Annotated in this window: 17 protein-coding genes and 1 pseudogene; 11 read left to right on the top strand and 7 right to left on the bottom strand. The window is 70.4% G+C overall.

The window, feature by feature from the left end:
* Positions 1-33 precede the first annotated feature (33 nt).
* Genes G3I56_RS11990 through G3I56_RS11975 form a run of 4 tightly spaced genes read left to right on the top strand, consistent with a single transcriptional unit; the run spans position 34 to position 3,935 of the window.
* Positions 34-1,617, top strand: coding sequence for an AMP-binding protein (locus tag G3I56_RS11990; RefSeq protein WP_164408911.1), 1,584 nt, complete (start codon positions 34-36; stop codon positions 1,615-1,617).
* A gap of 4 nt (positions 1,618-1,621) precedes the next feature.
* Positions 1,622-2,773, top strand: coding sequence for a thiolase family protein (locus tag G3I56_RS11985; RefSeq protein WP_164408910.1), 1,152 nt, complete (start codon positions 1,622-1,624; stop codon positions 2,771-2,773).
* The gene (locus G3I56_RS11980) at positions 2,770-3,171 is read left to right on the top strand and encodes an OB-fold domain-containing protein (protein WP_164408909.1); all 402 of its coding nucleotides are present in this window, start codon (positions 2,770-2,772) and stop codon (positions 3,169-3,171) included. Before G3I56_RS11985 ends, G3I56_RS11980 begins: the two co-directional genes overlap by 4 nt.
* A gap of 5 nt (positions 3,172-3,176) precedes the next feature.
* Complete coding sequence (locus G3I56_RS11975; RefSeq protein ID WP_164408908.1) at positions 3,177-3,935, top strand: FCD domain-containing protein; 759 nt, start codon at positions 3,177-3,179, stop codon at positions 3,933-3,935.
* Between the two features lie 27 nt (positions 3,936-3,962).
* On the opposite strand, the gene pepN is transcribed toward G3I56_RS11975, so the two are convergent.
* The 4 genes from pepN to G3I56_RS11955 form a co-directional block, all read right to left on the bottom strand.
* A complete protein-coding gene (gene pepN / locus G3I56_RS11970) occupies positions 3,963-6,401 on the bottom strand; it encodes an aminopeptidase N (protein ID WP_164408907.1) in 2,439 nt (812 codons plus the stop codon).
* A 137-nt stretch (positions 6,402-6,538) separates the two neighbouring features.
* Positions 6,539-7,561 carry a TIGR03617 family F420-dependent LLM class oxidoreductase gene (locus G3I56_RS11965; protein ID WP_164408906.1) on the bottom strand — a complete coding sequence of 341 codons (1,023 nt, stop codon included), beginning with the start codon at positions 7,559-7,561 and terminating at the stop codon, positions 6,539-6,541.
* 19 nt (positions 7,562-7,580) lie between these two features.
* Positions 7,581-8,705 carry an acyl-CoA dehydrogenase family protein gene (locus G3I56_RS11960; protein WP_164408905.1) on the bottom strand — a complete coding sequence of 375 codons (1,125 nt, stop codon included), beginning with the start codon at positions 8,703-8,705 and terminating at the stop codon, positions 7,581-7,583.
* 3 nt (positions 8,706-8,708) lie between these two features.
* A complete protein-coding gene (locus tag G3I56_RS11955; RefSeq protein WP_239134836.1) occupies positions 8,709-9,494 on the bottom strand; it encodes an enoyl-CoA hydratase/isomerase family protein in 786 nt (261 codons plus the stop codon).
* Positions 9,495-9,617: 123 nt separating this feature from the next.
* Here G3I56_RS11955 and G3I56_RS11950 point away from each other — a divergent pair, with 123 nt between their 5' ends.
* Together G3I56_RS11950 and G3I56_RS11945 are read left to right on the top strand one after the other, a co-directional pair.
* Entirely contained in the window at positions 9,618-10,484 is an 867-nt protein-coding gene (locus G3I56_RS11950; protein WP_164408903.1) for a crotonase/enoyl-CoA hydratase family protein, read from the top strand.
* Positions 10,485-10,592: 108 nt separating this feature from the next.
* Positions 10,593-12,008, top strand: a complete 1,416-nt coding sequence (locus tag G3I56_RS11945) for a family 1 glycosylhydrolase (RefSeq protein WP_164408902.1) — start codon at positions 10,593-10,595, stop codon at positions 12,006-12,008.
* Here G3I56_RS11945 and G3I56_RS11940 read toward each other — a convergent pair.
* Together G3I56_RS11940 and G3I56_RS11935 are read right to left on the bottom strand one after the other, a co-directional pair.
* Positions 11,987-12,487 (bottom strand): MaoC/PaaZ C-terminal domain-containing protein, encoded by a 501-nt coding sequence (locus G3I56_RS11940; protein ID WP_164408901.1) that lies wholly within the window; start codon positions 12,485-12,487, stop codon positions 11,987-11,989. The two genes, G3I56_RS11945 and G3I56_RS11940, sit on opposite strands and share 22 nt — an antisense overlap.
* Positions 12,488-12,560: 73 nt before the next feature.
* Positions 12,561-13,382 (bottom strand): enoyl-CoA hydratase/isomerase family protein, encoded by an 822-nt coding sequence (locus G3I56_RS11935; protein ID WP_164408900.1) that lies wholly within the window; start codon positions 13,380-13,382, stop codon positions 12,561-12,563.
* Between the two features lie 139 nt (positions 13,383-13,521).
* Here G3I56_RS11935 and G3I56_RS11930 point away from each other — a divergent pair, with 139 nt between their 5' ends.
* The 4 genes and pseudogenes from G3I56_RS11930 to G3I56_RS11915 form a co-directional block, all read left to right on the top strand.
* Positions 13,522-14,643, top strand: a complete 1,122-nt coding sequence (locus tag G3I56_RS11930; protein WP_164408899.1) for an acyl-CoA dehydrogenase family protein — start codon at positions 13,522-13,524, stop codon at positions 14,641-14,643.
* 37 nt (positions 14,644-14,680) lie between these two features.
* On the top strand, positions 14,681-15,859 hold the full coding sequence (locus G3I56_RS11925; RefSeq protein WP_164408898.1) for an acyl-CoA dehydrogenase family protein: 1,179 nt from the start codon (positions 14,681-14,683) through the stop codon (positions 15,857-15,859).
* Entirely contained in the window at positions 15,856-16,371 is a 516-nt protein-coding gene (locus G3I56_RS11920) for a nuclear transport factor 2 family protein (protein WP_164408897.1), read from the top strand. The genes G3I56_RS11925 and G3I56_RS11920 overlap by 4 nt, the downstream gene beginning before the upstream one ends.
* A pseudogene (locus G3I56_RS11915) lies at positions 16,371-17,039 on the top strand (SDR family oxidoreductase); the annotation flags it as partial. The gene G3I56_RS11920 and the pseudogene G3I56_RS11915, both read left to right, overlap by 1 nt.
* Before the next feature lie 66 nt (positions 17,040-17,105).
* Here G3I56_RS11915 and G3I56_RS11910 read toward each other — a convergent pair.
* Complete coding sequence (locus G3I56_RS11910) at positions 17,106-18,323, bottom strand: CoA transferase (protein ID WP_164408896.1); 1,218 nt, start codon at positions 18,321-18,323, stop codon at positions 17,106-17,108.
* A 147-nt stretch (positions 18,324-18,470) separates the two neighbouring features.
* Between G3I56_RS11910 and G3I56_RS11905 the strand changes: the two genes are divergently transcribed.
* Positions 18,471-18,962 (top strand): PaaI family thioesterase, encoded by a 492-nt coding sequence (locus G3I56_RS11905; protein ID WP_164408895.1) that lies wholly within the window; start codon positions 18,471-18,473, stop codon positions 18,960-18,962.
* Positions 18,963-18,964: the final 2 nt, after the last annotated feature.

Here is an 18,964-nt window from a genome sequence, read left to right as displayed (position 1 = left end):
CAAAGCCCTCCCGAAGCCTTTGGAGTCAAGAGCATGCATCCCGCCCGTCGCCTGACGTTCGGCGACCTCATCCGTGAGCACCGCAGGTCCTTCCCCGACCGTGTTGCCCTCGTCGACGGCGAAGTCCGGCTGACCTGGCCGCAGTTGGACGAGCGCACCAACCGGCTCGCCCATGCCCTCACGGACGCGGGCGTCGGAACCGGCGACCGCGTCCTGTGGCTGGGCCAGAACTCCTTCCGGATCTGGGAGCTGCTCGGCGCCGCAGCGAAGATCGGCGCCATGGTCTGCCCCGGCTACTGGCGCTGGGCCGCCCCCGAAATGGCCTTCGCAGTCGAGGACTTCAACCCCAAGGTCATCGTCTGGCAGGACGAGGAGATCGGCGACACGGTCGCCAAGGCCCGGGCCGAACTGGGCAGTGACCAGAGGGCGTTGTGGCTGCGACACGACACCGGGGGAGAGACCTCCGACTCGTACGAGGCCTTCCTGGCCTCCGGCGCACCCGAGGACCCTGCCAGAGCCGACGTCGACCCGGACTCTGCCCTCCTGGTCATCTACACCGCCGCGATCACCGGACGGCAGTCCGGCTCGATGCTCTCCCACCGCAACCTGCTCGCCATGGGTGCGAGCGCCGCCTGGATGGGCGACATCGGCACGGAGACCTCCTTCCTCGGCGCCGGGCCGATGTTCCACATCGGCAACTACCAGTTCTGGGGCGTCCCCGCCTTCGTCCACGGCGGCAAGAACGTGATCGTCCGCCGCGTCGTCGCCGAGGAACTGCTCCCGCTGCTGGCAGCGGAACAGTGCACCCACGCCTATCTGATGCCGCCGACCATCGCCCAACTCGTCGCCCTCAACAGGGAAGCGGGCCACGACCTGTCCCACCTGCGCGCGAGTGTCGCCGCCCCCCTGTGGCAGGGCACGGTGCCCACCGACACCAGCCGCTTCACCCGCAACGGCGGCGGCGAGGGCCGCGGCTACGGGCAGACCGAGGTGACCGGGTTCGCCGTGACCGGCGCCTACGGAGGCAGCGGCGCCGGTAACGCCGGGCGCCCGGGGCCCTTCACCGCCGTACGCGTCCTCGACAGCACCGGCGAGGAATGTGCGGTCGGCGAGGCCGGTGAGATCTGCGTCCGGGGCGACCTCGTGCACCTCGGCTACTGGAACCGGCCCGAGATCAACGAGAAGCGCTTCCGGTTCGGCTGGTGGCACACCACCGACCTCGGGCGGCGCGAGAGCGACGGCACGATCAGCTTCCTCGGGACGACCACGCGCATGCTCAAGTCTGCCGCCGAGAACATCTTCCCCGCCGAGGTGGAGAACTGCATCGAGTCGCACCCGGCGGTGAAGGAGGCCGCTGTGATCGGCGTGCCCAACGAGCGCTGGGCCCAGGACGTCAAGGCCGTCGTCGTGCTGCGGGCAGGCGTCGAGCCGGTCACGGCCGAGGACGTCATCGAGCACTGCCGGGCGCGGATCGCCTCGTACAAGAAGCCGAAGACGGTGGAGTTCGTAGAAGCGCTGCCCCGCACCAAGGACTTCGCCAAGGACTACACGGCGCTCGACGAGCGCTTCGGCGGTGGTGGCTATCCCGGCGGCGACACGCTCGGCGCGGGACGGTGACGCCGTGAACGGCCGCCGACCCGTGATCGTCGGTGTCCACGCCACCGAGCAGGCGCTCACGCTCCCCGACCGTGACGCCATGGACCTCGCCCTCGAAGCGGTGAGCGGCGCGATCGCCGACGCCGGACTCACCCCGGCGGACATCGACGGCGCCCAGGTCGACTGGCCCGGCCCGGGCGGCGTTCCCGGCGAGGGCAGCTCATGGGCGCGCATGCTCGGCCGCGACCTGCGCTGGACCAGCGACTCGATGCTCGACAACGCGGGCTCCCGGGGACTGCTGAAGGCGGCTGCCGCGATCAGCGCCGGATACGCGGACACCGTCGTCGTCGGCGGCTGCAAACTGGTCTCGCGCGGAGCCGGCCCGGTCGGCGCCGGAGTGCCCCTGGAGTTCGCGGACGTCTGGGGCAGCTATGTCGTCGCCCAGTTCGCACTGGTCGCCGCACGGCACATGCACGAGTACGGGACGACCTCCCGCCAGCTCGCGGAGGTCGCCGCCACGATCCGCAACAACGGCACCTCCAACCCGGAGGCGATGATGTACGGCCGCGGCCCGTACACCGCCGACGACGTGCTCGCCTCCCGCATGGTGGCCACACCGTTCCACCTGCTGGACTGCTGCATCGTCGGCGAGGGCGGCGCGGCCCTTGTCGTGACCACCGCCGAACGCGCCCGGGACCTCCCGCACCCGCCCGTCGCCGTACTCGGCGGCGGCATGGAGTACCACCAGGCCGCGTACGCCAACCCGGCGCTGCACCGTGAGGTCGGGCAACTCGGCCGCGAGGCCGCGACCCGCGCCTACGCCATGGCCGGCGTCGGCCCGCACGACGTGGATGTCTTCTCCCTCTACGACCCCAACTCCTTCGAGATCATCCGGCAGTTGGAGACTCTCGGGTTGTGCGGGGAAGGGGAGGGCGGACCGCTGGCGGCGAGCGGTGCCATCGCCGTCGGCGGCAAGCATCCCGTCAATCCGGACGGCGGCTGTCTCGCGTACGCGTGGAACGGGACCCAGCAGATGACGCTCAAGGTCGTCGAGGCGGTACGGCAGTTGCGCGGCACCGCCGTGCACCAGGTCGAGGGCGCGGAGCTGGCCGTCGTCGGCAACGCCGGATCCGGGGCACAGCACTACGAGATGAGCCTGCTCGGGAGGATGCGATGAGCCGACCCGTACCCGCCCCCACCGAGCTGTCCCGGCCCTTCTGGGACGCGGCCCGGCGCGGCAACCTGGTCGTCCCGTACTGCCCGACCTGCGACCTGCGCTTCTTCGTGCCCGAGCCCGCCTGCCCCGGATGCATGTCGAGGGACTGGCGCTATGTGCCGAGCGCGGGCCGGGGAACCGTCTACTCGGTGACCGTGGTCCACCGTGCGCCGGGCCCCGGGTTCGACACGCCTTTCGCGCTGGCGGTGATCGATCTGGACGACGGAGCCACTCTGCTCTCCCACGTCGACGCGGGTGAACCGGACAGCGTGGCCATCGGCCTGCGGGTCCGAGTGGACTTCCGGACGCTCACCGACGAGATCACACTGCCGTACTTCGTACCGGACGCGGGCGACTGAAGGAGATGGACGCCGTGGCGAACACACCGGTACGGGTCCCCAAGATGGCCGAGCTGGTGGCGGCACAGCTGCGCCGCAAGATCGTACGAGGGGAACTGGCCGAGGGGGAGGCGCTGCCGGCCGAGACCGCGCTGATGGCGGAGTTCGCCGTGTCCCGGCCGACACTGCGCGAGGCGTTCCGCGTCCTGGAGTCGGAGTCGCTGATCAGCGTGCGCAGGGGCGCCCGGGGCGGGGCGCGGGTGCAGACCCCGGAAGGCACGGTCGCGGCCCGCTACGCAGGAGTGGTCCTCGAATACCGGGGCACGACCCTCAAGGACGTGTACGACGCCCGCACGGTGATCGAGGCACCGTGCGCCGGTCTGCTGGCCCGGCGGCGCACGGACGAGGACCTGGAGCGGCTGCGGGCAGCCGTCGCCGAGGCCGAGGCGCTCATGGACGACCCGTCGGCGTTCATCCGCGCCCACATGGAGTTCCACGCCCTCGTCGTCGAACTGGCCGGCAACGAGACGCTCAGCGTCCTCAACGGCATGGTCCGGCACATCATCGACCAGGCGAACTGGTCCCACGTCGACCTCGACGCCGGCAGCCCCGAGAACATACGGGCCAACCGCCGGGGTTTCCGCGCACACGGCGCACTCGTCGACCTGGTGGCCGCGCGCCGGACCGAGGCCGCCGAGGAACTCTGGCGCCTCCACCTCCAGGAGGCCGAGGACTACCTGCTGCAGAACAGGTCCATGACCACCGTCCTGGACCTGCTCGGCTGAGCCGATGCCTCGTCCCTCGGCTGCCGGTCAGGAGCTCCGGGTGCGGGCGCGGAGCATGCGGCTGACCGCGTCCGAGCGTTCCAGCAACGTGGTGCGGACCACCGGGGCCGCCTCCTGGGACACCTTCTGGGCCGTCTCGACGTACGTCTGGTCGATGGCGTGCGGTGGGAAGAGGTGCTTGGCGTACACCATCGCCTGGATCATTCCGCCCCGGTCCAGTTGGGCGATCAACCCCAGGTATTCCTGTGCGTAGGGCGCCAGCAGGGTGTCCTGGGCAGGGCGCCAGAAGGCCGCCGCCACCTGGTGCACCCAGCTGACGGGGACGGCGCGGTCCACGGCCAGCCGCTGCCAGACCTCCGCCTTCGCCGCGGGGTCGGGCAGAGCGGCCCGTACGGTGAGGGCGCGGACCCAGGCGTCCGGGTCCGGGTCGCTCTCGAGCAGTCCGGCGGCCTCGGCCGATACATCCCCGCCCAGTTCCGCCTCACGGACCAGCGCACGCCAGCGCAGATCCACGTCATCGCCCGCCTGTTCACGGAGCCAGGCCAGGTCGTCCGCGTCCGTCGCGGTGCGGGCCAGACCGCGCAGCGCGACCTGACGGCGGCCGGGATCCGCGGCGAGACCCCGGCAGACCGTCGCCACCGCGGCCGTCAGACCGGCGCGTTCGGCGGGCGGCGCCCACAGTTCGGCGATGTTCCCGGCGAGGTTCAGATACGGCTCGATGACGGCGTCGGACGTCTCCGCCGCCAGGACCGCGGTCATGCACCGCCCGGCTTCAGCCGCGGTGGCCTCGTGGGTCGTCAGCATGTCCCACACAGTGGCCGCCGCCGCGCCCCGCGAGATGGCCGTGGGCAGCTCCGCGGCCGCACGCAGCAGCGCGTCCCTGGTCGTGGGATCCGGCCGGGTCGTGGCGAAGGTCAGGTCGTCGTCGTTCACCAGCAGGAGGTCCGCCGTCGGCGGGAGGCCGACGACCGGGGTGCGGGCCTGTGTCACCTCGACCCGCACCAGGGCGCTGCGTTCCAGCGCCTCGCCGTTCCTGTCGTACGCCCCCACCGCCAGCACCTGCGGACGGGGCGTGCCGACCGCCACCAGTGTGACCGACTCGCCGTCACGCTCCAGCAGGAAGCGGTCGGTGCCCGCAGTCTCCAGCCAGGCCGTCCGCCAGGCGTCCAGGTCGCGCCCACTGGCCTCGGAGAGCGCCACGATCAGGTCCTGGAGCGTGGTGTTGCCCCATGCGTGGCGGGCGAAGTAGGCGGCCATGCCGGCCCTGAAACTCTCCTCGCCGACGTACGTCATGAGCTGCTGGAGGACGGAGGCGCCCTTGGGGTAGGTGATGTTGTCGAAGATCGACGCGGCCTGGGCGACATCGTGGATGGGCTGGTGGATCGGGTGGGAGACAGGGCCCTGGTCGGACAGGTACGCCGTGAGCTTGTTGCCCACGAGATGGCCCGCCCAGGCGTCGGTGTACCGCGTGGCGCGCTCGGCCGCCCAGTGGCAGGCGAACTCCGCGAACGCCTCGTTCAGCCAGAGGTCGTCCCACCAGCGCATCGTGACGATGTTGCCGAACCACATGTGCGCCATCTCGTGCAGCAGCACCTTGGCGAACAGCTCGCGCTCGGCGGGCGTCGGTACGGGCCGCCGCAGGTAGGCGTCCGACCAGGTCACGCAGCCGTAGTTCTCCATCGCCCCGCCGAACTCGGGCATGAACACCTGGTCGTACCGGCGCTGCGGGAACGGCATCACGAAGACCTCGCCGTAGAAGGCGAGGCCCTGGCGGGTGAGGGTGAAGATCTCGTCGGCGTCGCGGTCGAGGACCTCGGCCAGCGAACGGCGGGCGTACAGGCCGAGGTCGTGCCCGTCGGCCTCGCGGCGGATCTCGTGGAAGGGGCCCGCGTTGACGACGGTGTTGTACACCGACAGGGGCGGGGTGTCCGGGAAGGTCCAGCGGCGGGCCGAGTCCAGCTCCTCGATGTGCGCGTCGCCGGAGTTGCTGGTGACGGTCCACGCGGTCGGGGCCGTGACGGTGAAGGCGTGCGGGGCCTTCAGGTCGGGCTGGTCGAAGCACGCCCACACGAACCGGGCCTCGTCCGGTTCGAAGCTCATCCACACGTAGACCTCGCCGTCCGCGGGGTCGATCGCCTTGTGCACGCCCTCGCCCGTGGCCGTGTCGGCCTGGACGCTCTCCACACGCAGCACATTGTGCTCGGCCAGGCCGGGCAGGTGGATACGGCCGCCCTCTCCGGTGGAGGCGAGGGCGACGCCGTTCAGCGTGGCGCTGTGGATATCGGCCGCGCAGTCCACGAAGGTCTCCGCGCCCGGCTCACGACACGTGAACGTCACCGTGGACACGCACCGGACCTCCGGCCCTTCGGACAGACGGGTGAGGTCGATGTCCACGTCGTACCGCTCGACCGCCAACAGCCCGGCCCGGCGTTCGGCTTCGGTACGGGTCAGGCTTCGGATCCCCATGCGTGGTCCTTCCTCGGCGGACGTCGGATGTCAGCGTACGACGGAGATCGCCGAGGAACGCAGGCAATTCACAAGGCCGTTGAGCCCGCATGGGCTTGTATGAGGCTGTAGGGGCCCGCATGAGGCCGCACGCGGAATCAGCTGTCGCGCAGCTCCCGCACGATCGGCTCCCACACCTCGGCGTCGATCTCGTACGCGGTGTAGAAGGACACCCGGTCGACCAGTGACCCGTACCTGCGCCGGATCTCGCCCGCGACCTGGTCCGGCTCCGCCACCACCGCGAAGGTGTGCAGCACCTCGTCGTCGACGAGTCCGCTCATCGCCTCCCACTTGTCCTCGCGCCGGGAGGTCGACAACGCGTGCAGTTCGTCGCCGAGTTCACCCCAGCCGTGCAGCTCCAGCACCCCGCGATAGGCGGGCGTACTGCCGTAGAAGGCGATCTGGGCACGGGTGCCGTCGATCGCGCGGATCATCTCCTCCTCCGTGCGTCCGGTCGCGGTCAGGAGGAGATGGGAAACGGAGAAGTCGCCGCGCGTGCGGCCGGAGGCGGTCAGTCCCGCCTCGACGGTCGGCAGGGTCACCTCCCGCAGGTACCTCTCGGTGGTGAAGCCGTGCGCGAGGAGCCCGTCGGCGACCTCGCCCGCCACCCGGGTCATCGCCGCCCCGACCGCGGCCACGAACACCTTGGGCGCGCCGCCGGGGGCGGGCGGGGGAGAGAAGAACGGGGACATCAGCGTGTGCGAGTAGAAGTCGCCCCGGAAGTTGAGCCTCTCGCCCTCGTTCCAGGCCGCCCAGATGGCGTGCAGCGCGCTCACGTACTCCCGCATACGGGCCGCGGGCCGACTCCACGGCATGTCGAAGCGCCGCTCGATGTGCGGTTTGATCTGACTGCCGAGGCCGAGCGAGAACCGTCCCTCGGCGTAGGTCTGCAAGTCGTGTGCGGTGTAAGCGAGTTGCATGGGGGAGCGGGCGAAGGCCACCGCGATGGCCGTGCCGACCTCCAGACGTTCGGTGTGCTCGGCCGCGAGCATCAGCGGGAGGAAGGGGTCGTGCTTGGACTCCGACGCCCACAGGCCGTCGTAGCCGGCCTTCTCGTGGTGCCGTGCCTCCTCGACCACCTCGGCGGTGCCCCAGACACTGAGCTTGCCGTCGATCTTCATGCCGCTCCTTCTCCCGCGCTCATGCCGATGCCATGCCGATGCGTCGCGCCAGCAGTTCTCGGTGATGTGCCGGATCACCGAACAGCAGTTGTGATGTCTTGGCCCGCTTCAGATACAGGTGGGCCGGGTGCTCCCAGGTGAAGCCGATACCGCCGTGGACCTGGATGTTCTGCTCCGTCGCCTGCACGCAGGCGTCGGAGCAGAACGCCTTGGCCAGGCTCGCGGCGGCGGGCAGTTCCGGGTCCTCGTTCTCGGCTGCGAGCAGTGCGTAGTGGGCGCCGGCGCGCGCCGACTCCACCTCCAGCAGGACATCGGCCAGCAGGTGCTTCATGGCCTGGAAGGAGCCGATCGGCCGCCCGAACTGGTGCCGCACCTTGGCGTACTCGACCGCCATGTCGAGCGTCCGGGAGGCCACACCGACCTGCTCGGCGGCGAGTGCCACCGCGGCCCGGTCGACTACCTCGGCCACCAGGTCCCAGCCGCCGGTGTGCGTGCGCAGCCGGTTGGCCGGCACGTTGTGGTAGTCGAGGCGTGCCTGCCTGCGGGTCGGGTCCATCGTGGGCAGCGGTTCACGGGTCAGGCCGGCCGCGTCGCCGTCCACGCAGAAGACGCCGATGCCGTCGTCGGTACGGGCGACGGTGAGGACGACATCGGCGGTGGCGCCGTCGAGGACGAACATCTTGTGCCCGGTCAGCAGCCAACTCCCGTTGCTTTCCCGGGCGGTGAGGTGGACCCCCGCCGCGTCCCAGCGGGCGGATTCCTCGGTGAGGGCGAGCGTTCCGACGAGTTCGCCGGAGGCGAGGCCCGGCAACAGGCTTTTGCGCGCGTCCTCGTCGGCGCTGCGCAGCAGCGTGGTCGTCGCGAGCACGGCCGAGGACAGGAACGGCGCGCACAGCAGCGCGCGGCCCATCTCCTCCATGACCACGCCCACTTCGACGGGCCCGTACCCGGCACCGCCGTACTCCTCCGGAACGGCCAGCCCCTGAAGACCCAGCTCCGAGCCCATCCTGCGCCACAGCGCCGGGTCGAAGCCCCCAGGGGTCTCCATCAGCCGCCGCACCTCGCTCTCCGGCGAGGTGTCCGCCAGGAACGCCCTTACCGTGCGCCCCAGTTCCTTCTGCTCCTCACTGAACGCGAAGTCCACGCCTCAGCCCTCCCCACCGGCTCGGCGGCTCTCGCGGGACGCGATGATCTTCTCGACGAGGGCGATGTGGTCCGGTGAGCGCATGCTGTCCCGTTCGGCGAGCAGGGCGGGTTCAAGCACCGTCGCCAGCGCCTGCTCCAGATGCAGGTTCACCACGCGCTTGGTCTCGCGCAGTGCCTGGGCGGGCAGGGCGGCCAGCCGTCCGGCGAGGTTCATGGCCTCGTCCAGGAGCTTGTCCTTCGGTACGGCGCGATTGGCGATGCCCAGCCGGACCGCCTCCTCGGCGCTCACCCGGTCACCGAGGAACAGCAGTTCCTTCGCCCGCGTCAGACCGACCAGCAGGGGCAGCACGAGAGCCCCGCCGTCGCCCGCGACGAGCCCGACCTGGACGTGCGGATCGGCCACGTAGGCGTCGTCGGCGATCAGTACGAGGTCGCTGAGCAGGGCCAGGCTGCAGCCGAGGCCGACGGCGGGGCCGTTCACGGCAGCGATCACCGGCAGTGGGCAGTGGAGCATGCCGGTGATGATCCGCCGGGCCTCGTCGACGTTCTGCTGCCGGAAGGCACGGTCGCGCTGGACCCGGTTCATGATGTCGAAGTTGCCCCCCGCGCTGAACGCCCGGCCGCGCCCGGTGAGCACGACCACCCGCGCCCCGGGATCGTCGGCGACCTCCTCCCACACCGACGCGAGACCGGAGTGCAGCTCCTCGCTCATCGAGTTCAGCTGGTCGGGCCGGTTGAGCTCGATCAGCCGGACCGGTCCACGGGACGTCACCACCAGATCCGCCATGTCCACTCCCATCGCCGCAGCCCAGAAAGAGTCAGTAGAGTTGAATGGTATAACTAATTAAGCTTGCGGGGAACGCTTACGGGAAGCCGCTCGCGGATGCGGCGAGACTGACGGAGGGCACGTATGCCGGAGCAGGAGTACGAGACCGTGCGGGCCGAGTTGGCGGACCGGATCCTCACCGTCACACTGAACCGGCCCGAGAAGCTGAACGCCTTCAACCCCAGGATGATGGCCGACCTGCTCGACGTCCTGGACGCGGCAGACGTCGACGACGAGGTACGGGTGATCGTGGTGACCGGTGCCGGGCGCGGGTTCTGCGCGGGGGCCGACGTCAGCTCCGGCGGCTCGTCCTTCGACCATCGCAAGGCGGGGGAGTGGCACCGGGACACCGGTGGCCGGGTCGCGCTGCGGATCTTCTCCTCCACCAAACCGGTCATCGCGGCGGTCAACGGCCCGGCGGCGGGTGTCGGGGCCAGCATGACCCTGCCCATGGATATCCGGCTGGCATCGACCTCGGCGAAGTTCGGCTTCGTCTTCGCGCGCCGCGGCATCGTGCCGGAGTCCGCGGCGAGCTGGTTCCTACCGCGTGCCGTGGGCATCCAGCGGGCCATGGAATGGGTGGCGACCGGCCGTGTCTTCGGCCCCGACGAGGCGCTGGCAGCCGGACTGGTCCGCTCCGTCCACCCGCCGGAGGAGCTGCTGCCGGCCGCGTACACGCTCGCCAGGGAGATCGCCGAGAACACCTCGGCGATCTCGGTCGCCCTCTCCCGTCAGATGATGTGGCGGATGCTCGGCGAGCCCCACCCGATGACCGCACACCGCCTCGACTCGCGGATCATGAGCCAGATCGGCGGTGGCCCCGACCCCGTGGAGGGCGTCGAGTCGTTCCTCGCCAAGAGGCCGCCCGCCTTCCCGGGCCGGGTCAGCGAGAACATGCCGCCCCTCTATCCCTGGTGGCAGGAGGAGGAGTTCCGGCCGCTGGGGTCGTAGGTGAGGAGATCTGGCCGAAACATTGTCGTAGTTTCCGCGAAGTGTTAGCGTCCGGTCGGCGGGCATTCAGTTGAATGCGCTAAACCATTTCACCGCTGGGCGGTAACCATGAGCGATGGTTTCCTGCACGAATCCCTCCGTGGTGTCGACTGGGGGGTCGCCACCGCTGACACCGTAGCGGCTCCGCTGCCGCCCCCGCCCGAGCGCGGCGGGCACTTCCGGCAGTGGACCGACGACCTCCGGCAGCTGACCGGCGTGACCGCGAACACGCGCCGCATGGTCGCCGGATGGCCGCAGCTCCAGCCGGACGGCCCCGCCGACTGGGACCAGGCTGCCCTGGACCGCTGCGACCGGGCTCTCGACTCCCTGCTCGCGCACGGGACGCGCCCGAGCCTCACCCTCTTCGACCGCTCACTGCCGCCATGGCTGGACGCGGCAGGGGGCTGGCTCGCCCGCGACACAGCTGAGCGCTTCGCCGAGTACGCCGCCGAGTTGGGCCGGCGCTTCGGCGACCGGGTGGAGCGCTGGATCACCTCGACCGATCTGGCCGGTCCCACACTCGCCGACCACGTGGCCGGAATGTACTCACCGGGCCGGGGCACCGGCCGGGCCGGACTGCCCGCCGTCCACCACATCCTGCTCGCCAACGCTCTCGCGACCCAGGCCATCAGGGCCGTCGGCGCAGGCGGCCGGATCGGCACCACGGTCACCCTCGTCGGCGGCTACGCGGCCACCGACGACCCCTATGACCGCCTCGCCCTGGAACGCCTGGAGAGCTGGACCAACCGCCTCTTCCTCGACCCCCTGCTGCTCGGCGAGCACATGGTGACCGAGGACGACGTCTCACCGGTGGAGGCCATCGGCTGCGTACGCCCGGGCGATCTGGAGACCATCGCCACCGCCCAGGACCTGCTCTGCCTGTCCTGGCACACCCCGTTCCGCGTCACTGCCCCGGAGAACCTGCCCCGCGTGCTGCCGACCGCGCACTGCCAGAGCGCCCTCAACGAGGTCAACCGCCTCCTCGTGGGCCTCGGCTTCGCGATCGTCCCCTTCGAGGACGTGCAGACCACCGCCTTCGGCTGGCCGATCATCCCCGAAGGCCTCGCCGACGCAGTCGCCGGCCTGTACGAGCTGTACGGGGAACTGCTGCCACCGCTGTCCGTCGTGGACAACGGCATGGGCGATCTGGACCTGGTCGACGACACCGGACACAGCGACGACACCCGGCGCCGGGCCCTGCTGCGCGCCCGCCTCTCCTGGCTGGCGGGACTCGTCGCGGCCGGTGTGGACGTCTGCGGCTACGAGTACTGGTCGGTCCTCGACAACCTGGAGGCCAAATTCCGCTACACCCGCCTCTACGCGATGGCGGTCCCGGACCACGAACCCGCGCCGCGCCCCCCGATCCCCGCCGACTGGCTGCACCGGGGCGTCTTCGCCGACGCGGCCGTACCCGAAGCGGGCCGCGCGGCCGGGCTGCGGCTGGTGCCGGCCGAGCCGCGGGCTCAGGGAGCCGGAGCCTCGTAGTCCTTGCCGCGGATCAGCCGGACCGGGGTGTAGACGAGCACGTCCTCGTCCCGCTGGTTGCGTACGGTGATCCGGCTGGTCACCACGCCCCGGCCGGGCTTGCTGGAGGGGCGCGATCCCGTGGTCTCGACGACGGCGTACAGGGTGTCGCCGACGTACACCGGCCCCTGGACCGTGAGTTCCATGTGCAGGAAGGCAAGGCCCGTGCCGTGCAGCACGTTCGTCTGCAGGACGAGACCTTCGGCGAGGCAGTACGTCAGCGCCCCCGGGACCAGTCGCCCGCTGTAGCCGCCGTCCGCGGCGTGCGAGGCGTCCCAGAAGAGGGGCTCGTTGAAGCCGCCCCAGGTGACGAAGTTGACGAGATCGGTCTCCGTGACGGTACGGCGGGCGGTCCGGAAGACCTGGCCCACCGGCATCTCCTCGTAGGTCAACCCCCTTACCAGTGGGGGTACTTCGGTGGCGGTCTGCTGCGGCGCCATGTTCGGTTCCTCTCGTACGGCGGTCACGGATGGTCCCAACTGTGCGCAGGTATTCGCAGTTGGTCGTACGTAGCTACAGGTCGAGCGGGTGCTTGTCGGCCACGCCCGCGAAGTCCGGGGCGCGCTTTTCGCGGTGAGCCGCCAGCCCCTCGACGACCTCATGTCCCCCGAACCCGAAGAACTCCAGCCCGAGCGAGGCCTCGAAGAGCGGCTGCGCGGTGCGGTACCAGTGGTTGAGGGACCGCTTGGTCCAGCTGATGGCGCTGGTCGGCCCGGCCGCCAGGGCGGTCGCCACCCGCAGGGCTTCGGTGTGTACGTTCTCGTCGTCCACGCACTTCGAGACCAGCCCGATCCGCTCGGCCTCCTCGCCGGTGAGCGTCTCGCAGGTGAGCAGGTAGTACTTGGCCTTGGCCATGCCGCACAGCAGCGGCCAGCAGATGGCGGCATGGTCACCGGCTGCGACCCCGAGACGGGTGTGCCCGTCGACGATCTTCGCCGTGCGGGCGGCGATGGAGATGTCCGCCAGTATGCCGATGACCAGCCCCGCGCCCACCGCCGGGCCATGGATCGCGGAGACCACCGGCTTGGAACAGTTGATCACGCCGTAGACCATGTCCCGGGCCTCGCGCATCACCCGGGCGCGCACCGTGTAGTCCTCGGTCATGGCCTCGATGGAGTCGAAGGTGCCGCCGGCCGAGAACGCCCGGCCCGCCCCCTGGACCACCACCGCACGGGTGTGCTCGTCCCGGTCGACGACCGGCCAGATGTCGGCCAGCTCGCCGTGCGTCCGTGGATCCACGGCGTTGAGGTTCGGGGCGTCGAGCACGATCCGGAGCACGCCGGGCGCGGGCCGCTCGAAGGTCAGGCTCGTGAACGGGGCGTAGAGATCGGTCACGTCGCGCTCCTGGTGCATTCAGTGCGGATACTATAATTATCTAACGGTATCGAAGGGTGGGCGGCAAGCAGGCCGCACGTGACATGGCACCGAGAAACGCGGCACCGAGGAACACTGCACCGAGGACGGGAAGCTCGGCATGGATCTCACCTTCAGCGAGGAACAGGACGAACTGCGCAAGGTCGTACGGTCGTTCCTCGCCAAGCACTCCGACGAGGCGGCGGTGCGCCGCCTCGCCGCCGACCCGCGGGGCCACGACCCTGTCGTCTGGCGGCGGATGGCCGGCGAGCTCGGACTGCAGGGGCTCGCCGTGCCGGAGGAGTACGGCGGCTCCGGCTTCGGCTACGCCGACCTGGGCATCGTCTTCGAGGAGACGGGCCGCGCGCTGCTGTGCGGGCCGTACTTCGCCACCGTCGCGCTGGCCGCCGAGGCACTGCTGCGCTGCGACGACGAGGCCGCCCGCACCGATCTCCTGCCGGGCATCGCCTCGGGTGAAACCGTGGCCACGCTCGCACTCACCGAGGACGGCGGTCGTTGGGACGAACAGGGCGTCCGGCTCACCGCAGGCGAGACGCCGGACGGGTGGCAGCTGACCGGCGCGAAGACATACGTCCCGGACGGACACCTCGCCGACCTGCTACTGGTCGCCGCCCGCACCGCCTCCGGCATCAGCCTCTTCGCAGTCACTGCCGCCGACGCGCAGGGCCTCAGCCGCACCGCCCTCCCCACTCTCGACGAGACCCGCAAACAGGCCAGGGTGGAGTTCGCGGACACCCCGGCCCGTCTACTGGGCACCGAGGGCGCGGCATGGCCGAGCCTCGAACGCACCCTTGCCACGGCCTCCGTCCTGCTGGCCGCCGAACAGGTCGGGGGAGCCTCGGCCGCCCTGGACGCAGCCGTGGAGTACGCGAAGATCCGCGAGCAGTACGGGCGTCCCATCGGCTCGTTCCAGGGGATCAAGCACAAGTGCGCCGACATGCTCATGGAGATCGAGTCCGCCCGCTCGGCCGCGTACGGCGGACTGTGGGCCCTGGACGGCGGCGACGAGACGGAGATCGCGATCACGGCGGCCCTCGCGCAGACCTTCTGCTCGGAGACGTTCACCAGGGTGGCCGGCGACAACATCCAGGTCCACGGCGGGATCGGCTTCACCTGGGAGCACCCCGCGCACCTGTACCTCAAGCGTGCCAAGAGCTGCGAAGTGCTGCTCGGTCCACCGTCGTACCACCGGGAACTGCTCGCCGCCCGACTCGGCATCTGAGACCCCACGGAGAACGGGGAGAGAGGGAGAAGCAGACATGGAGCTGGACTTCGGGCCCGCGGTACGCGACTTCCGCGACGAACTGCGGGACTGGCTCGCCGCACACCTCGTGGGGGAGTTCGCCGAGCATCGGGGCGTGGGCGGACCCACCGACGGCGAGGCCTGGGAGGTCCGCCTGGCCTGGGACCGCGAGCTGTCCGCCGGGCGGTGGCTGGGCGTCGGCTGGCCGCAGGAGTACGGGGGCCGGGGGCTCGGACTCCTTGAGGAGATCGTCTTCGAGTACGAGTACGCCCGCGCGAACGCCCCCTACCGCGCGACCGTCAACGCCCTCGACCTGCTCGGCCCGATGCTGCTCAAGATGGGCAGCGAGGCACAGCGGAAACGCTTCCTGCCACCGATCCTCGCCGTCGAGGAGATGTGGGGCCAGGGCTTCAGCGAGCCGGGCGCGGGCTCCGACCTCGCTTCGATACGCACCCGCGCCGAACGGGACGGCGACCAGTGGGTGGTCAGCGGACAGAAGGTGTGGACCTCGTTCGGCGTCCACGCCGACTGGCTGTACGTCCTCACCCGGACCGACCCCGAATCCGTCCGCCACAAGGGCCTGACCCTGCTCCTCCTGCCCACGGACCAGCCGGGCGTCGAGATCCGGCCCATCCGCAACCTCGCCGGCCAGGACGAGTTCGCCGAGGTGTTCCTCTCCGACGCGCGCACCGGAGCCGACATGGCGGTGGGCGAGGTCGGCCAGGGCTGGCGCACCGCGATGGCCACCCTCGGTATCGAACGCGGCACCACGCTCCTGCCCCAGCAACTCACCTTCGAGCGGGAGGCCGACGCGCTGATCGACCTGGCTCGCGAACGGGGCGCGCTCGACGACCCCATGCTGCGCCGCCGGATCGTGGACGCCTGGATCTCCGTACGCATCATGCGCAACACCAACCTGCGGACCCTCGCCGAACTGACCACCGGCCGGACCCCGGGCGCGCAGGCCACGACCGCGAAGCTGTACGCCTCGACCCGGCACCAGAAACTCGGCCACCTGGCCATGGAGTTGGCGGGGCCCGCAGGCCAGATCGTCGGCGAGGACTACGGCCTGGACACCCGGCAGCGGTCCTTCCTGCTCTCCCTCGCGGAGACGATCTACGGCGGGTCGAGCGAGATCCAGCGCAACATCATCGGCGAACAGCTCCTCGGCCTGCCGAAGGAACCCCGCCCATGACGCCGCCGATCGAGGAGCGCATCGAGCGCATCGAGTCGCAGCTGGCGATCCAGCAACTGCCCATCCGCTACGCGCTCGCCGTCGACGCCCGGGACCTGGACGCCTGGGTCGGGTGCTTTCGCCCCGACGTGGACATGGGCCGACACGGTCGCGGCCGACAGGTCCTGCGCCGGCACATCGATCCCCTGGTCCGAGGCTTCCACCGCTCCGTCCACCAGATCTGCGGCCACCGTATCGAGTTCACCGGCCGTGACACGGCGACCGGCGCGGTCTACTGCCGGGCCGAGCACGAGGTGGGGGACCGGTGGATCGTGATGGCGATCTGCTACCGGGACGACTACGCGCGCGTGGACGGCGAGTGGTACTTCTCGCGGCGCCGTGAGCAGCACTGGTACGCGGCGGATGTGACGGAGCGCCCCCAGGCGGTGGGCTTCAACGGCTGGGAGGGATCCGGAGAGCCGGCGCTGCCCGACGCCTTCCCTTCCTGGGAGTCCTTCTGGAAGGAGACGTGATGACACACGTGATGACACGGTTGTCCGGGAAGACGGCGCTGGTCACCGGGGGAGGGCAGGGTGTGGGGCGCGGTATCGCGCTCGCACTGGCCGCCGAGGGCGCGTCCGTGGTGATCACCGGCCGCACCGAGAACAAACTGAAGGCCACGGCCGGCGAGATCACCGGGCGTGGCGGACGGGCACACATCGTCGTCGGGGACGTGGGGGAGCGGGCCGACGTCGACCGCATGGTCGCCGAGACGGTACGGGAGTTCGGCGGCCTGGACGTACTTGTCAACAACGCGCAGTCCTCCGTGCAGCGCCGGCTGGAGCAGACGTCGTACGACGACGTCGAACTCACCTACCGCAGCGGCCCGTTGGCCGCGTTCCACACGATGCAGGCGGCCCTGCCGTACCTGAAGGCGAGCCGGGGGAGTGTCGTGAACCTCGGCTCGTCGGCCGCGGTGCAGGGCGAGGTGAGTTTCGCGGCGTACGCGATGGCCAAGGAGGCCGTCCGGGGGCTGACGAGGGTGGCCGCGCGGGAGTGGGGGGCGTACGGGATCCGCGTGAACGTCGTCTGCCCGGCGGCGCTGAGTCCGGCGGCGGAGGCGTACTTCGCCGATCACCCGGAGAAGGCGGCGAGCGTGCTCGCGGGTATTCCGCTGGGGCGGATGGGTGATCCGGAGGCGGACATCGGCCGTGCGGTGGCCGCGCTCGTCAGCGACGACATGGCGTATCTGACGGGGGCGAGAAACTCACACCACCCCTCGACCCCGAAGCCCCGTCAACTGCTCCTCCGTCACCCCGGCCAACCCGAGAAGGACCTCGGCCGTGTGCTCACCCAGCGCGGGCGGCGCGGCATAACCCCCAACGGGAGTCGCCGCGAACCGAATCGGATTCGCCAGCATCGGCAGCCGCCCCGACACCGGATCCTCGACCTCGACCAGCATCCCCCGATGCCGTATCTGCGGGTCGGCGAAAACCTCGGGCAGCTCGTTGAACGGGCCCGCGGGAACGTCGTGTTCGTCCAGCACGGCGAGCCATTCGTCCCGCGTCCGGGTCCGCATGACAGCCGCCAGCACCGGCAGAATCTCCTCGCGGTGCGTGATCCGCGCGGAGGTCGTGGCGAACCGCGGATCCTGCAGCAGATCGGTGCGACCGGCCGCCGCACAGAACGCGGCGAACTGCTTGTCGTTCCCCGCGACAAGGAAGAGCGGCTTGTCCGCGCACTGGAACGCCTGGGACGGAACCCCGCCGTACCCACCGTTGCCGCGCCGCTCCGGAACCTCCCCGGAGACCAGGTAGTTCATCGCGAAGTGCGACAGCGAGGCCAGACCGCAGTCCAGCAGGGACAGGTCGATGTACTGGCCCTCGCCGGTGGCGTCCCGGTGCCGCAGGGCCGCGAGCACGGCCGTGGAGGCGTAGAGCCCCGTGAGGATGTCGACCATGCTGACGCCGACCTTCATCGGTTCCTCGGGATGCCCGGAGACGCTCATCATCCCGGACATGGCCTGGAAGATGCCGTCATAGCCGGGGCGTGCGGCGTACGGCCCGGTCTGGCCGAAGCCGGTCACCGACAGGTACACCAGCCTCGGGTTGAGCTCCCGCAGGCTCTCCTGGTCCAGCCCGTACTTCGCCAGTGTTCCCGCCCGGAAGTTCTCGACCACAACGTCCGACCGGGCGGCGAGCGCGCGGATCAGTTCCTGCCCCTCGGCGGTGGCGTGATTGACCGTGACCGACCGCTTGTTGCGGTTGCAGGCGAGGTAGAAGGCGGCGGTGTCCGTGCGGTCGCCCTCGCCCTCGGGCCCGGGCGCGAAGGGCGGACCGTACGTCCGTGAGTCGTCCCCGGTTCCGGGGCGCTCGACCTTGATCACCTCGGCGCCCAGGTCGGCCAGCATCTGGGTGGCCAGCGGCGCGGCGAGGATGCGGGACAGATCGAGGACACGGATCCCGGCCAGTGCGGTCGACGGCATCGAGGCGCCTCTCTGTGCAACTAACAGTGGAATGAGTTAGATAAATAATACATCTACCGCTCCTCTCCGGTCCGTATGATTGCCCGAACTAGCTGATTCATGTAACTATATCGATCGGCTGACAGGCCGAGACCGGAGGGCGTGCTGATGACCGTCGCGGCGAGACCCCTCACCGACCAGGAGCAGCGTGAACGCAGGAAGTGGTTCAGGGCTCGCTGGGAGCGCGGGGTCGCCTTCAACCGCCTCTGCCGCATCCGTGTGACGCGCTGGGACCCGGACGCCGTCGAGATCGAACTCCCCTATGCGGAGACCCTCTCCGCGCACGAGGGCGTCTTCCACGGCGGAGTCATCTCGGCGCTCATCGACACCGCGGGCGCCGGCGCCGTGATCGCAGGGCACGACTTCACGAAGGGGAGTCTGCTCAGCACCGTGTCGATGTCGGTGCAGTACCTGGCCCCCGCCCGAGGCCGCGAGGCCGTCGCCTACGCACGCTGTGTACGGCGTGGGGGCAGGCTGCACTTCGCCGATGTCGACGTGATGACCGACGGCCGCATCTGCGCGCGGGGGCAGGTGGTGGTGACCATCTCCGGGGAGCGGCCGGGCGTCGGCGACCCCATCGAACCGCTGGACGAGGAGTGACG

The sequence above is a fragment of the Streptomyces sp. SID12488 genome, assembly GCF_010548275.1.
Taxonomy (GTDB): domain Bacteria; phylum Actinomycetota; class Actinomycetes; order Streptomycetales; family Streptomycetaceae; genus Streptomyces.
Note: the sequence above shows the minus strand (reverse complement) of the source record. Positions and strands in the feature narration are given on the sequence as shown.